This window comes from Sorangium sp. So ce176, assembly GCF_051519835.1.
GTDB classification, from domain to species: Bacteria; Myxococcota_A; Polyangia; order Polyangiales; family Polyangiaceae; genus Sorangium; species Sorangium cellulosum_G.
Window position 1 is genome coordinate 8,670,407 of record NZ_CP150371.1, and the last position, 14,583, is coordinate 8,684,989.

10 protein-coding genes are annotated in these 14,583 nt (G+C 74.0%); 8 read left to right on the forward strand and 2 right to left on the reverse strand.

Annotation, left to right across the window (positions count from 1 at the left end; genetic code table 11):
- Positions 1-268 precede the first annotated feature (268 nt).
- Positions 269-1,234 carry a hypothetical protein gene (locus tag WMF42_RS32725; RefSeq protein WP_437686772.1) on the reverse strand — a complete coding sequence of 322 codons (966 nt, stop codon included), beginning with the start codon at positions 1,232-1,234 and terminating at the stop codon, positions 269-271.
- 413 nt (positions 1,235-1,647) lie between these two features.
- Here WMF42_RS32725 and WMF42_RS32730 point away from each other — a divergent pair, with 413 nt between their 5' ends.
- From WMF42_RS32730 to WMF42_RS32755, 6 genes are all read left to right on the forward strand, one after another.
- Positions 1,648-4,692 (forward strand): beta-propeller domain-containing protein, encoded by a 3,045-nt coding sequence (locus WMF42_RS32730; protein WP_437686774.1) that lies wholly within the window; start codon positions 1,648-1,650, stop codon positions 4,690-4,692.
- 134 nt (positions 4,693-4,826) lie between these two features.
- Positions 4,827-5,345 (forward strand): hypothetical protein, encoded by a 519-nt coding sequence (locus WMF42_RS32735; RefSeq protein ID WP_437686776.1) that lies wholly within the window; start codon positions 4,827-4,829, stop codon positions 5,343-5,345.
- 224 nt (positions 5,346-5,569) lie between these two features.
- Entirely contained in the window at positions 5,570-6,493 is a 924-nt protein-coding gene (gene grxD, locus WMF42_RS32740; protein WP_061611014.1) for a Grx4 family monothiol glutaredoxin, read from the forward strand.
- 86 nt (positions 6,494-6,579) lie between these two features.
- A complete protein-coding gene (locus tag WMF42_RS32745; RefSeq protein ID WP_437686778.1) occupies positions 6,580-8,013 on the forward strand; it encodes a sigma 54-interacting transcriptional regulator in 1,434 nt (477 codons plus the stop codon).
- Positions 8,014-8,110: 97 nt separating this feature from the next.
- A complete protein-coding gene (gene rraA, locus WMF42_RS32750; protein ID WP_061611016.1) occupies positions 8,111-8,599 on the forward strand; it encodes a ribonuclease E activity regulator RraA in 489 nt (162 codons plus the stop codon).
- A gap of 224 nt (positions 8,600-8,823) precedes the next feature.
- The gene (locus WMF42_RS32755) at positions 8,824-9,072 is read left to right on the forward strand and encodes a hypothetical protein (protein ID WP_061611017.1); all 249 of its coding nucleotides are present in this window, start codon (positions 8,824-8,826) and stop codon (positions 9,070-9,072) included.
- A 165-nt stretch (positions 9,073-9,237) separates the two neighbouring features.
- Here WMF42_RS32755 and WMF42_RS32760 read toward each other — a convergent pair whose 3' ends face one another.
- Positions 9,238-11,091, reverse strand: a complete 1,854-nt coding sequence (locus WMF42_RS32760; RefSeq protein WP_437686780.1) for a hypothetical protein — start codon at positions 11,089-11,091, stop codon at positions 9,238-9,240.
- A 156-nt stretch (positions 11,092-11,247) separates the two neighbouring features.
- On the opposite strand from WMF42_RS32760, the gene WMF42_RS32765 reads away from it, so the two are divergent.
- Together WMF42_RS32765 and WMF42_RS32770 are read left to right on the forward strand one after the other, a co-directional pair.
- Positions 11,248-12,276 carry a hypothetical protein gene (locus WMF42_RS32765; RefSeq protein WP_437686782.1) on the forward strand — a complete coding sequence of 343 codons (1,029 nt, stop codon included), beginning with the start codon at positions 11,248-11,250 and terminating at the stop codon, positions 12,274-12,276.
- Positions 12,277-12,405: 129 nt separating this feature from the next.
- Complete coding sequence (locus WMF42_RS32770) at positions 12,406-14,439, forward strand: hypothetical protein (RefSeq protein ID WP_437686784.1); 2,034 nt, start codon at positions 12,406-12,408, stop codon at positions 14,437-14,439.
- Positions 14,440-14,583: the final 144 nt, after the last annotated feature.

The following is a 14,583-nucleotide window of genomic DNA, read 5'->3' on the forward strand; positions in this document are numbered from 1 at the left end:
ACGGCCTCACTTGAGCACCAGCAGAGGAGCCGTGATGAAGGCGCTGTGACGAGTCGCCCAAGCATTGTCGCGAGTCGCCCAAGCACTGTAACGAGCGGCCCAAGCGTCATGGCGAGTCACCGAAGCATCATGGAGCGTCGTCGCCGCACCATGGCAGCTCGCCCGGCGGGGCGTCGTGCGCCCGGGAGGCGGTCAGGAGGTCGCGCGCCCAGATCGCCTGGCCCTCGCGCCTCCCGCCGCCCCCCCGCCGCCCCACTGACAGCCAGCCTCAGTTCCAGAAGGAGCAGGTGCCGTCGACGCACCCGCAGGCGAGCCCCGGGCTGGTGCAGTCGCAGGTCGAGATGCCGTCGCTCAGGGCGGGGTTGTGGCAGAGCTCGCTGCCGCAGCCGCCAACGGCGCAGTCGGCGTCCGTGGTGCACGCGTCGCCGCTGTTCCGGATGCAGCGCCCGCTGACCGGCGTCCTGTCGCCCGAGGCCTCCTCGATGCACGCCTCGAGCTCCGGCGTCGGCCGCCAGCCGCACGCGCCCGACGCGTCGCGCTCGCACGTCCCGTGCTTCGCGTAACACGCGTACTCCTCGCGGTACTCGCAGGTGCTCGCCACGTCCTCGTCGGCGCAAACCTGCCCGCTGCAGCCGGTCACCACGCACGGCGCAGGCGCGGGGGGCTCGCCGCCCCTGTCCTTGATGCACGCCTCGAGCTCCGGCGTCGGCCGCCAGCCGCACGCGCCCGACGCGTCGCGCTCGCACGTCCCGTGCTCGGCGTAGCACGCGTACTCCTCGCGGAACTCGCAGTCGGTGGCAACGTCCTCGTCGGCGCAAACCTGCCCGCTGCAGCCGGTCACCACGCACGGCGCCGGGTCGGCGGGCTCGCCGCGCTTCTCCGCGATGCACGCCTCGAGCTCCGGCGTCGGCCGCCAACCGCACTCGCCCGACGCGCCGCGCTCGCAGACGCCGAGCTCCGCGTAGCACGCGTACTCCTCGCGGTACTCGCAGGTGGTGATCACGCCCTCGTCGGCGCAGATCTGCCCGCTGCAGCCCGTCTCGATGCAGGCGCCAGGGACGCCGCCCGCAGACCCGCCGCCCCCGGGACCACCCCCCGCCGCCCCGCCGCCACCAGCGCCGGGCCCGCCGCCCCCCGGGGTCTGACAGCCCTTGCCCTCCGCGCCGGTGAGCAGGGGTACGAAGAGCACGAGCATCGCAAAAAGGAACCGATGACGGTTGCCGAACACATCCATGGTCAAGCCTCCTATCCTGCGATCGACCGTGGCACCCGGCAGCCGCAGGCGCCAGGGTCCGCCGGTCGCTTCACCGCCCTGTGCCGGGGCGTCGTCGGGCGCGTGAACGCGACGCTCCCGCCATGCGCGATCAGCCCCCGCCGGCGGAACGCGCCGCGCCCAGATCCTGTGGGCCCACCCCTGGATCAGCGCGCACACGCGGCGACGAGGCGCACGCTTTGCGGCTGCCAGCCGTGGCAGCCCGCGGCCGCACACTCTGGCACAGGACCAGCGTACACCGCGAAATCCGCGGGGTTTTCGCTGCGATTTACCTGGCGTGCGGCTTGCTTGGTGCGCCGGACGCGGGACTTCCCAAGTGCAACAGACACCGGCGAAAGCATGACGCTCCGTGTCTTGTCGTGAACGAGGTGACCATGACCTTCCTGTCTAGAACTTACGCGCGCTGGCTCGTCCTCGCGACGGCAGCGGCATCGGCCGGGCTCACCGGCTGCCAGGGAGGCTCCACGACGGGGCCTTCACCCGATGACGCGCAGACCGACTTCATCTCGGGCAATCCGAGGAGCCCCGGCGGAAGAGACAACGCAGAGGGGGACGCCGGCGGCAGCACGGGCGCCGGCGGCGGCGCCGGGGCCCCGACGGCCGACGAGGGCGGCGACGGCGGCGCCGAGCGCGCGATCACCGAGGCCGACATCATCCAGGTCCACGACGGCAAGCTCTACGCGCTCTCGCAGTACTCGGGGCTCAGCATCATCGACATCTCGCGGCGCGACCGTCTCCGGCTCGTCGGGCGCTACGAGGCGAGCGGGCTGCCGTTCGAGATGTACCTGCGCGACGGGATCGTCTACGCGATGTTCTCGTCGTGGGGACATTACCTCTACAACGCGGCCGACGGCTCTTACACCCTGGAGCAGACGAGCCGCATCGAGGCGCTCGACGTCACCGACCCGGCGAACATCGCGTCGATCGGGTCGTTCAACCTGCCGGGCAACATCTCCGACTCTCGCATCGTGGGCGACGTGCTCTATGCCGTCACCTTCGAGGACGGGTATTGCTGGGGGTGCTCGGGGACGCGGAACACCACCGTCACCTCCCTGGCCGTCGGCGATCCCGCCGAGATCACCGTCGTCGATCAGCTCACCTATGACGACGAGGATCCCTACGGCTACGGGTGGCAGCGCAGCGTGAGCGTCACCGCAGATCGCATGTACGTCGCCGGCATCGAGTGGGACGGCACCGACGAGGGACACTCCACCATCCAGGTCATCGACATCTCCGACCCCGGCGGCGACCTCGTCGAGGGCACGAGCGTCGAGGCCGTCGGCCAGATCCAGAGCCGCTGGCAGATGGACGAGCACGAGGGCGTCCTCCGCGTCATCAGCCAGCCCGGCCTCTGGTGGAACAACGCGGCGAAGCCCGGCGTCCAGACCTTCGCCGTCGCGTCCTCGCAGGAGCTCACGCCCCTCGGGTACACCGAGCTCACCCTGCCACGGCCCGAGTCGCTGCGCTCCGTCCGCTTCGACGGCGACCGCGCCTACGCGATCACCGCCGAGCAGACCGACCCGCTGTTCACCATCGACCTCAGCGACCCGGAGAACCCCGCCCAGCTCGGCGAGCTCGAGATGCCCGGCTGGGTCTACCACATGGAGCCGCGCGGCAATCGCGTGCTCGCGCTCGGCTTCGACAACGCCGCCGCCGAGGGCGCGCTCCACGTCTCGCTCTTCGACGTCTCGGATCTCGCGAACCCCACCATGCTCGAGCGCGTCCACTTCGGCGGCGACTGGGGCAGCTTCGCCGAGGATCAGGACCGGATCCACAAGGCCTTCACCATCCTCAACGACCTCGGCGCCCTGCTCGTGCCGTTCAGCGGCTGGGAGTACGACGAGGGCGGGAACGGCTGCGGCGCGTACAGGAGCGGCATCCAGCTCATCGACTTCACCGCCGACACGCTCACGAAGCGCGGCGTCGCCCCCGCGCGCGGCCAGGCGCGCCGCGCGTTCATCCACGACGAGCGGCTCTTCGCCGTCTCCGACCAGGAGGTCGGGACGTTCAGCATCGATGACCGCGACGCCCCCGTCGCGACCGCCGATCTCGCCCTCGCGACAGTCGTCAGCAACGCGGTCACCACCGGCGACCTCGTCGTGCGCATGAGCGCGGACTGGTGGACCAACAGCGCGCAGCTCGAGGTCGTCTCCGCCGCAGATCCTGCCCGCGCCGAGCCGCTCGGGCGGCTCGACCTCACGACGCTGACGTCCGGGTCGGAGGGCGACTGCTACGGCTCCGGCCTCGCCGAGGCGCGCGTCTTCGTGCACGGGCAGCACGCGTACCTGCTCTGGCCCACGTACACGGACTGGTCGAAGACGCGCCTCGCCGTCATCGACCTCACGAACCCCGCAGCACCCCGGATCGCCAGCCAGCGCGAGCTGCCGTTCACCAGCAACGCGCTGTACGCCGGTGGTTATTACGGCGCCGTCCTCCAGGCGGGCGACGCCGTGGTCCAGGCAGGGAGCACCCTCGTGCTCCGCAACGCGAACGACAACTACTACTACTACGACGAGTACTACGAGGGCAGCAGCGGCACCGGAGCGCCGCAGCCCTCCGAGGCGTCGCTCGAGATCGTCGATCTCTCCGACCCCTCGAGCCCGGCGCACCGCACGGTGGCGCTGCCCGAGGGCGCTGGCCACACCGGCCTGCAGATCGACGGCACCACCGTGCTGACCTCGCACTGGGTGCCGCTGCCCGACGATCCCACCAGGGCGCGCTTCTACCTCGACCGCATCGACGTGGCCGACCCGTCCGCGCCGGTCGTGCGGGCGCCGGTCAACGTGCCCGGCTCGCTGCTCGCCTTCGACGGCGCGTCCCGACGCGCGCTCACGGTGGACTACGAGACGGTCGAGTTCGCCGCGGCGGACTACGTTGCATGCTACGGCGTCTTCGCCGAGGCCCGGTTCGCGCCGACGAACCAAAACACCTGGGAAGGCCCCGGCGTGTGCACGGGGACGCGCCGCACGCTCAAGCTCCTCGACGTCGGCGACACGACCGCGCGGCTGCGCGACGAGAGCGCGCTGCCGGACAACCGCCGGATCGCGCAGCTGCTCGCCGGCGATGACCGGGTCTTCATGTACACCTCCGGGAACTACGTCGTGACCGAGAGCGGGCGGGAGAACTCGAGCGGTATCCTCGTGGCGAGCGGGCTGGCGGCAGGCAGCATCGACGTCGCCACCGAGCCGCTCGAGGACCTCGACTACGGCTGGCCCATCCTCGCGGACGGCGCGCGCCTCGTCATCTCCAGCTACAACCCGCCGGCGATCGCCGTCCTCGACGCGGCCGATCTCGACGAGCTGACGTACGAGATCAAGGGCGAGCTCTCGTCGTACACCCACCGGGTGACGATCTCCGGCGACCGAGCGCTCTGCTCGCTCGGGCACTACGGGCTCGAGATCGTCGACCTCGGCGACTGACCCTCGCGCCGCGCCGCCGCTGCTCGTCCCGGGCAGCGGCGGCGCGGCCCCGCGCGACGCGCGCCCCTGCGGGCGCGGGCGCGCGCCGGGAGGTCCCGCTTGGCGCGGGCGCCCGGGTGCGGCACACAAGGAGCATGGGCAGAGCCGAGCTCGGGCAGCTGATCGATCGCGACGACCTCGACGCCTCGGACGGCTCGCGAGGCCGCCTCTCGATCGCCGTCCCGGCCGCGTGGACGCGCGGCGGCGCGGACATCGAGATCGCCGTGCCCGCGCGCGTCACCTGCGCCCGCTGCGACGGCGGCGGCTGCGATGGCTGCGCGCGGAGCGGCGCCCACCGCGCGCCGGCGGAGCTCGCCGCAAGGACGCTGCGGCTCCGCCTGCCCGCCGACCTCACCGGCGGCGCGACGCTCCGCCTGGTGCGCCCCTTCGGCGAGCACGGCCCCCTCGATCAGCTCCTCATCGACATCCGCGCGGACAGCGCGGCGTCGCCGGGCGTGCGCTGCGTTGCGCCGCCCCCGTCGGACGCGCTCGCGCGCCCCGCGAGCGAGGGCGGCGGTCGCCTGCGCGCGCTCGGCGCGCAGCTCAGCGCGCCGGCCGTCCTCGCGACCCTCGCCGCGATCGCGGCGGTCGTGGGGCTCCTGTTCGGCCGCTGATCGCGCCGCTCGAGCGGCTCCGTCCGCCGGGCGGGCGCCTCGCCCGCCGCGCGCTCCGTCTGCCCAGCGCGCGCGCGCCGCGGAGCCGGCGAAAGCGCCCGCGGCAGGCGCGGGCGCGGCCGCGCGCGGGCCTCGCTGCCGTGCGTTGCCCATGCTAGCGAGAGGCCCGCGGAAGCGCGCGGACGTCGACCGCGCCGCCACGGCCGCGGACGGAGAGCAAGCACATGAGCCTCAGCGAGCCCTTGCGGGCCAGGATCGCCACCATCATCCGCGAGAACGACGTCGTCCTGTTCATGAAGGGGACACGGTCGATGCCGCAATGCGGCTTCTCCGCCACCGTGGTGAGCATCCTCGATGAGCACCTGCCCGAGTACCAGACCGTGGACGTCCTCTCGGACGCCGCGCTGCGCGACGGCATCAAGGAGTTCTCGAGCTGGCCGACGATCCCGCAGCTCTACATCCGCGGAGAGTTCGTCGGCGGCTGCGACATCGTGAAGGAGCTGCACGCGACCGGGGAGCTCGTGAAGACGCTCGGGCTCGCGCAGGGCGCGCCGCAGGCGCCGCCCTCGCTGCGCGTGACCCCCGCGGCCGCCGCCGCGTTCCAGTCCGCGCGGGAGTCCGACGCCGACTTCGTGCACATCGAGATCGACCCCTCCTACACCTACGGCCTCTACTTCGGCCCGCGGCAGGCCGGCGACGTCGAGGTCGAGGCGGGCGGGGTGGTGTTCCTCCTCGACCGCGCGAGCGCGCGGCGCGCCGAGGGGCTGTCGATCGACTTCGTGGACGGCCCCTCCGGCGGCTTCAAGCTGGAGAGCCCGAACGAGACGCCCCGGGTCAAGCAGCTCTCGCCCGCCGCGCTCAAGGCGATGCTCGACAGCGGCGAGCCCGTCGAGCTCTTCGACGTCCGCACCGCGCAGGAGCGCGCGATCGCGAAGATCGAGGGGGCTCGCCACCTCGACCAGGAGGGGCAGCGGTACATCGACGCGCTCCCGAGGGACGCGCGGATCGTCTTCCACTGCCACCACGGCGGGCGCAGCCAGGCCGCCGCCGAGCACTACCTCGCGAAGGGCTTCAAGAACCTCTACAACCTCGAGGGCGGGATCGAGGCCTGGTCGCACAAGGTCGATCCCTCGGTGCCTCGCTACTGAGGACCGACCGCCTCGCGCTCGCGCCGCGCTCGCGACGACGAGCGCATGGCGCGTCGCGCCTTGTCTGAATTTTCCACCCACGCGCCGTGATCTGCTCGGTCCTTCAGGGCCGCCGTGCGATCATGTATGCCTGCGGTGTGGGAGTTGACGACCAGTCGACGATCAGGGCGCACGACGCGGTGCGGGCGCCGGCGGAGACGGCGACGCCTGGTCTCGTGGTCATCTTCACCCGCGGGCAGCCTGCTTGCACGCCGATCCCGCTCGGCAGCGGCGCTGTCGCGCTCGGTCGCGCGCCGGCGGACGACATCGTGGTCGTCGAGGACGACCAGGTGTCGCGCCGGCACGTCCGCGTCTCCCTCCTGGCCCAGGGCATCGAGGTCACCGATCTCGGCAGCAGGAACGGCACCTTCGTCGACGGCAAGAAGGTAGAGAGCCAGGTCTACCCGGCGCTCCCGCGCGTGCTCCGCGTCGGGAGCACGCTGCTGCGCTTCACCGCGGACATCGCGCCGTTCCAGCGGGGCGGCGTCCTGGAGCACGAGGACGGGCTGGTCGGCCCCACGCTCCGGCAGACGCGCGAGAAGATCCAGCGCGCGGGGACGCGCGGCGACACGCTGCTGCTCACCGGACCGAGCGGCTCGGGCAAGGAGCTCGCGGCGCGCGCCTTCCACGCGGCGACCGGGAGCGGCGGCCCCTTCGTGGCCGTGAACTGCGCCGCGATCCCCGAGGGCCTCGCGGAGCGGCTGTTCTTCGGGGCGCGGCGCGGGGCGTACTCGGACGCGAACGCCGACGCCGAGGGCTACGTGCAGGCCGCGCACGGCGGGACGCTGTTCCTCGACGAGGTCGCGGAGCTCGACCCGTCGGTCCAGCCCAAGCTGCTCCGCGTGCTCGAGACGCGCGAGGTGATCGCGCTCGGCGACACGCGCCCGCGCAAGGTGGAGTTCCGGCTCTGCGCGGCCACCCTGAAGGAGCTCCAGGCCGAGGTCGCGGCGCGGCGCTTCCGGGAGGACCTTTACTACCGCATCGGCCGGCCCGAGGTGCGGATCCCGGCGCTGTCGGAGCGGATCGAGGAGCTGCCGTGGCTTGTCGCGGCGGAGCTCCGGCGCGACGGCGCGCGGCTCGCGCAGAGCGCCGCGTTCCTGGAGGCCTGCGCCCTGCGCGCGTGGCCCGGCAACGTGCGGGAGCTGCTCCGCGAGGTGCGGCAGGCGGGCCTCTCGGCGCGCGAGGCGGGGCGCGCCGCGGTGGAGGCGTCGGATCTCGCACCGTCCGCGGGCCTCGACATCACGGAGGTCGCGCGGCGTACGCCGGCGCCGGTGGAGATGCGGCGGGTCGCCATCGAGATGGCGCTGCGGCGCGAGCAAGGGAACGTCTCGCGCGCGGCCCGCTCGCTCGGAATACACAGGAACCAGCTCCGCCGCTGGCTCGTCCGCAACGGCCTCGACGCGGCGTCGTTCGCCGGCGCGCGCACGCGCAAGGACGAGGAGCCCTCCGACGAGGACGCTGGCCGCCGCGAGCCGTCCTGAGTGGACGCCTCGTCCTTTTATCGACTCACCGGGTCACCGGGCCTCCGCAGCGCGGAGGACGGTGGGCTGTTGCAGTGAACCATGCGAAGGAGCCTCCATGAGCTCAGGAATTGGGCATCGAACCACGGATCTCTGCGATGAGCACCCGGACGTCCTCGTCGCCGACCCCATCTTCCGGGACTACGGCAGAGCGCGCCTGTTCCACGGGCGCGTCGCCACGGTCAAGGTCCACGAGGACAACGTGCTCGTCCGCAAGACGCTGGAGGAGCCGGGCGAAGGGCGGGTGCTTGTCGTCGATGGAGGCGGGTCCCTCCGCTGCGCGCTCCTCGGCGACAACCTCGCCGACATCGCCCTCCAGAACGGCTGGGCCGGGCTGGTCGTGTACGGCTGCGTTCGCGACGCGGAGGCGCTCGCCCGACTCTCGATCGGCGTGAAGGCCCTCGCGACGCACCCGCGAAAGAGCGGTAAAAAAGGCACGGGCGACCGCGATGTGCCCGTGACGTTCGCCGGGATCACCTATGTTCCCGGTGGATTCGTCTATGCCGATCACGACGGGATCCTCTACGCGCAGAAGCAGCTTGCCTGAGGCGCTCGTCCGCCGCGCGGGGCAAAAACGCACGTGGGCGAGCAATTTCGCCACACCTCCGGCGGGGTAAACCGCGGTCGTTGCTCCCAGGATTGCTGTGCTCGGCTCCGGCCGGGACGCGCGGACGTCGCGCGCTGCGTCGAAGCGCGCCGACTGGCGCGGCAGATGCATCAGGCCGGAACACGCGGAGCTACAAACACCTCGTACCTACGGGAGGAAAAAGAATGAGCAACATCACGTCCGACCTGAAGAGCGATCTGACCAAGAGCCTGGAGTCGCTTCAGACCCTGCGCGACGAGATCCGGGTCAGGCTCCACCTTGCTGGCATGGAGGCGAAGGACGCCTGGGGGAAGCTGGAGCCCACGCTCCTCGACGCCGAGAAGCTGGCCGAGGACGTCTCGGAGACCTCGCGGAACGCGCTGCGCGACATCCTGGAGAAGGTGAAGGAGTTCCGCTCGTCGCTCCCCTCCTGATCGCCTGGATCGAAGCGCGCTTCTCCGCGTGAGCGGCGCCGCTGGCGGCGTTCATCAGGGCCCCTGCTGGAGCGCTGGTGATCACCGCCAGCCTTGTTTTGTGGCCTTGCCTGGGGCGCGGCGCCGCCGGCCGCTCCGGCGCCCCGTCGCGCGGCCGGCGATGGATCACCCGCGCAGCGCCGCGGAAACGGCGCGCGCGACGTTGCCCCACCGGGGATCCGCGGCGCAGGCCGCGAGCCGCTCCCCCACCACGTGGGAGCGCCGGTGATCGAGGAAGCCGGGCGGCCGCGGGAAGGTCGTGAGCGGCGCGCGCAGGATCGTCTTCTCGACCTGCGCGAGCATCGCCGTGTTGTGGACGAAGCCGAGCCCGCTCTGGATGTCGGCGAGCGTGGCGCTCGGATGAGCGCCCCACGGCGGGACGACGGCCGCGTGCGCCGCGGCGGGCGCCTGGTTCACCGCGATCACGCCGTAGCGGAGCTCGAGCAGGGCGCGGTCGAGCGCGGCGGCGACGGCCGGGTCCTCCTCGCTGATCGGGTGCGCCACGATCGACGCGCTCAGGGTGCCCTGGAGCCTGTCGTTGCAGAAGCGCGTCGCCGCCTCCAGGAACTCCACCGGGTCGCTCGAGCCGACCTCGACGATCGAGAGGACGCCGCAGCGCGGCTCGGTCGAGAAGAGCGGCTCGTCGGCGTCCGATCCGGAGAGGCCCGTGATCAGCGTCCACGGGAGCTCGCCGGGCCCGGGCTCGCCGATGCGCACGACCCCGCGCGGCAGCGGCGCGTCGGCGGAGCCCTCGAGGCGCTCGCGCTCGAGCGGCGCGCGCCCGGCCGTGAGCGCGGCGTGCCGCGCCCCGGCCTGGGGGTGGGCGGGGCGCCGCGGGGGGACGGCGGCGAGCGCGCGGTGGAGCATCCGGAGGAGCAGCGCTCGCTGCACGAAGCCCCTGGGCAGCACGAGGACCTGCGCCTCGTGGGCGGCGAGCGAGGCGTTGCTCACGACCTGGCTCGCGAGGAGCCTGGCCTGGAACCAGAGCTCGTCCTCGCCGTAGAGCCACGGCGTCACGACGACCGGGGTGACGCCGCCGAGCGTGGAGGAGATCGGCTTGCCGAGCAGCCGCTCTCCCGATGCCCGCCGGAGCGCCTGCGAGGGGCCCGGCGGCCCCCAGACGAGCGCGTCGTGCGCGGCCGCCGAGCCGGCGACGTGGACCTCGGCGACGGCGGGGTGGCCAGCGAGGTAGGCGCCCGCGTCGGCGCCGCCGTACACGAAGCGGAGGAGCCCGCGCGCGACGAGCGGCGCGAGGGCGCGCTCGAGGAGGGCGCCGAGGGGCGCGCTGCGCGGGCTCATCGCGAGCGCCACGACCCGCCCGTCGACGAACAGCTTGTGGAGGGCGTCCCGGAGGGGGACGCTCGCGACGTCGTCCGCGCCGAGCACCAGCGCGACGCCCCCCTCGGGATCGCGCTGCTGGTAGAAGCGCGCTTGCCCTTCGCGGACGCCGGCGGGGGTCGCGCCGGGCAGCATCAGCGCGCGCGCGCTGACGGGCCCGTGGAGCGCGCTGTCGCGAAGACGCGCGGGGAACACCTCCACCTCGACGCGGCCGTCGGCGCGGGCGCGCAGCGCGCCGCGGCCGAGCCGCGGGCGGCCGCGCGCGGCTGTGTCGTCGAGCGCCTCGGCCAGGAGGCGCACGTGCGAGAGCGTCGGCCACGGCCCGGCGAGCCACGCCGCGCCGCTCGCGGCCGAGCCGGGATCGAGCCCCATGACGGCGCACGAGGCCTCGACCTGCGGGCCCGCGGCGGCGAGCAGGCCCGGGAGCAGCGAGCGGAGCAGGGACGCCTTCTCGCGCGGCGGCATGCGCGCGAACCCGAGCGCCGCCTCGCCCAGCTCGGACAGCGCGCGATCGAGCTCTACCGGCGGTGTCTCCGGCCCGCGCGGGGCGCCGAGATCCGCCGCCGGCGCGGCCGCGGCGTCGCTGACGGCGGGGATTCCGGGCGCGGGGGCGGCGGCGGCGACATCGGGGACAGGCAGCATCGGCGGGGAAGACTACAGGCTGGAGATCGCGCGCGCGAGCGCAGCGGCGGTCCGCGGCGTGCGTATGGCCGGCCTGCTCGGGATTCGGTACAGTCCTCCGCCATGGATTGCGCTTTCAGCACGGGTCGGGGCTCCGCGCGCGCGCCCGCCTCCAGGATGGCTCCCCGCTCGGCGGCTTGCGGTGTCCTTCTCGGCCTCGGCGCGCTGCTCCTCGCGCCCGCGTCGGCAGCGCAAGAGCCCGCTCAGCCGCCCCCGCAAGGCCAGGGACAGCCCGGCGGAGCCGCCCAGCCGCCGGCCGGGTATCCTCAGCAGCAGGGCTATCCCCAGCAGCAGGGCTATCCCCAGCAGCAGGGCTATCCCCAGCAGCAGGGCTATCCCCAGCAGCAGGGCTATCCCCAGCAGCAAGGCTATCCCCAGCAGCAAGGCTATCCCCAGCAGCAGGGCTATCCCCAGCAGGGCTATCCCCAGCAGGGGTATCCTCAGCAGCAGGGCTATCCCCAGCAGCAAGGCTATCCCCAGCAACAGGGCTATCCCCAGCAGCAGGGCTATCCCCAGCAGGGCTATCCCCAGCAGGGCTATCCCCAGCAGGGTTATCCCCAGCAGCCGCCCGGCTACGGTCCAGCGTACGCCTTGCCGGAAGGCCCGCCGCCACCGCCGAGGCCGCCCGAGGCCACCTGTTGCCGCTGGTCGGTCCGCTACAACGCCCTGGATCTCCTGTTCGGAAGGATGACCTTCGAGGGCGAGGTCGCCGTCCTCGGACCGCTCACCATCGGCATCACCCCGTCCTGGATCTGGGGCTCGCTCGAGGACGCGCGGCTCGACACAACCGGATACGCGCTCGCGGCCGACGTCGGTATCTACGTGGAGGGCAAGCCGCTCCAGGGGTTCTGGGTGAAAGGACGCGTCGGCTACGAGTCGTTCGAGGCCGTCTTCACCCCCAACCTCCGCGCCCCGGCGGTCACCGGGAAGCGCGACGTGAGCAGCGCCGTCCTCGGCCTCATCATCGGGAGCACGAACATCTTCGGCCGCGACGGCGGGTTCGCCATGTCGGGGGGGTTCGGGCTCGGCGTCGCGCTCGCCCCTCCGGCGGAGCTCACCGTCAACGGCACCAGCGTGGATGTGTTCTACGAGAAGATCGAGAAGATCAAGCTCATGGGGTCGCTCTCGCTCGGCGTCGCGTACTGATCGCGTCCGCTGCGCCCTGAGCGGCAGCAGCGCGGCCCCTGCCGCGGTGGGAGCCGGCGCGCGGCGGCAGACGACCGGCGCCGGCCACAGAACTTGGCCCTGCGCGCGGCGCCGTGGGACGTCTGCACCATGCCCTCTCGCATCGCCCGCCGCCCCGGGCCGGCGCTGCTGCTCCCGTTCCTGGCGGCGCTCGTCGTCCTCGCTTTCGCCGTTCCGGCGCGCGCGTGGGTCGAGGTGCACGTCGCCGGGGACGACGCGCGGCTCGCGATCGACCGGGCCGGCGCCGCCCGGGTCGAGCACAAGGTCACGCTGAAGATCTCGGGCGGGCCGCTCCGCGCGCTCGACATCCAGGGCGTCGACCCCGACGCCGAGCTCGACCAGGGCAGCTACGCCGTGCCCCTCAAGGCCGCGGCCGCGGGCTCGCTCACGGACGCGACGCCTGTCGCGCTCGAGCTGCTGCCGCCCGACCTCCGCCCGCGCGAGGACGGCACGCGCCCGCCGCCGACGCTGCGAGCCCGCTTCGACGGCAAGGGCCTGAGCCGCGGGGTGTTCGTGCTCTTCTTCCGCTACCGCACGGACCTCACGAAGCGGGGGCTCATCCAGCAGGACGGCCCGACCTCCCGCGTCTCGTGGACGGGCCCCCGCTGGGACGACGGCTACGACTCGGCGCGGCTCACCGTCGAGCTCCCGGCCGCGCCCGACGAGCCGCGCGTCGACGAGGCGGGCGACGCCGAGGACTCCGAGGCGCTCGGGGCGCCGCTGACGCTCTCCACGCTGCGCCGCTCGCTCGACAAGGACGAGCTCGAGCTGCTCCGCCCGTACGCCCCGAAGGGCGAGCCGATCCGGTGGGCGGTCCGCGCCGACGCCCGCGCCTTCCAGCCCGCGCCCGCCGCGGCGACCCCCGGCGCCGACAGCCTCGGGCGGCTGGCGGACGCCGCGGCCGCGAGCCCCGATCGCAGCCGCACCCTCTACATCGCCGCCGGCGTCGCCCTCTTCGCGCTCTACAGCGCGCTCGTCGCGCTCAAGGCGCGCGAGCACGAGCGCCTCGCGCGCGCCGCGGGCGTGGCGCCGCGGCCCCTCGTCCCGATCCCGCTCGCGCCGCGCGCCGCCCTCGCGGGGCTCGCGCTCGTGGGGGGCGTCGCCCTGGAGCTCCTGCTCAGGGACGGCACGGCGGGCGCCGCGCTCGTGGCCGCGGCGACCGCGCTCGCCGCGCACCGCACCCCCCGCCCGGAGCGCGCCGGCGGGGCCCTGCGGCGCCCCGGCAAGTGGCTCCCGGTCGCGGAGGCCGAGGCCTTCCGCGAGCCGCCGCGGGCGCGCGGCGTCTACCTCGACGTCTCGTCGCGCGCCGGCAAGGCGCTGCTTGTCGCGCTGCTCGCGGCGCTCGGCGCCGGGGTCCACGCCGTGGCCGGCGCGTCGCCGTACCACGCGCACCTCCTCGCGCTCGACGCGACGGCGCTGCTCGCGATCTTCTGCACCGGCCGCCTCGCCGAGCTCCCCCCCGATCCGGCGGCCCGGCCGGTCGCGTTCCTGCGCGACGTCGCGCGCCGCGTGCGGCGCACGCTGAAGGCGCCCGCGAGCGCGGCGCCCGCCGCGTCGAAGCGGCCCGCGAGCGCGGCGGCCAAGGCGCCCGCCGGGGCCACGGCCAAGGCGCCCGCCGGGGCCACGGCCAAGGCGCCCGCCGGGGCCACGGCCAAGGCGCCGGCGCGCGCGGCGGCCACGGAGCTCCGCGTGGTCGGCCGCCTCCGCATCCCGGACGGCAGCCCGGACGCCGACGAGCTCCGGCTCGGCCTCGCGCCGCGCGCCGCGCTCCCCGGCTTCGTCGCGATCGAGGTCGGCGTCGTCTACGCGCCCGGCGCCGGCGGCGCGATCGGGTTGCCCGAGATCCTGCTGCGCGTCGCCCCGGGCTCGCCCTGCGAGCGCGCCGTCGAGCGGCTCGCGAGCAGCGGCCGGTCGTCGCGCGGCCGGCGCCCCGGCGAGCGCGTGCTCGCGTTCACGCCGCGGCTGCCGACCGCGCGGATGACGGCGGCGATCGCCGCCGCGCTCGTCCGCGCCGTCTCCACGCCGCCCGCGAGCGCCACGCCGAGCAAGCCGCAGGGCGCCGGCGCCTCCGGAGCGCCTCGCGCGCCGCGCCCCGGCAAGAAGGCGATCTCCGCCGCCGCGTAGCGCGCTCTCCCCCGGACGCCAGGCACGTCCTTCCTCGCGACGACGACAACGGATCCGCGGCGCGAGCCCGCGCGCTCACGGCCACGACGGCGAGCTCACCGTTCGCATCGTCACAGGGCCGTTCACGCCCCGCGCGACGGACGC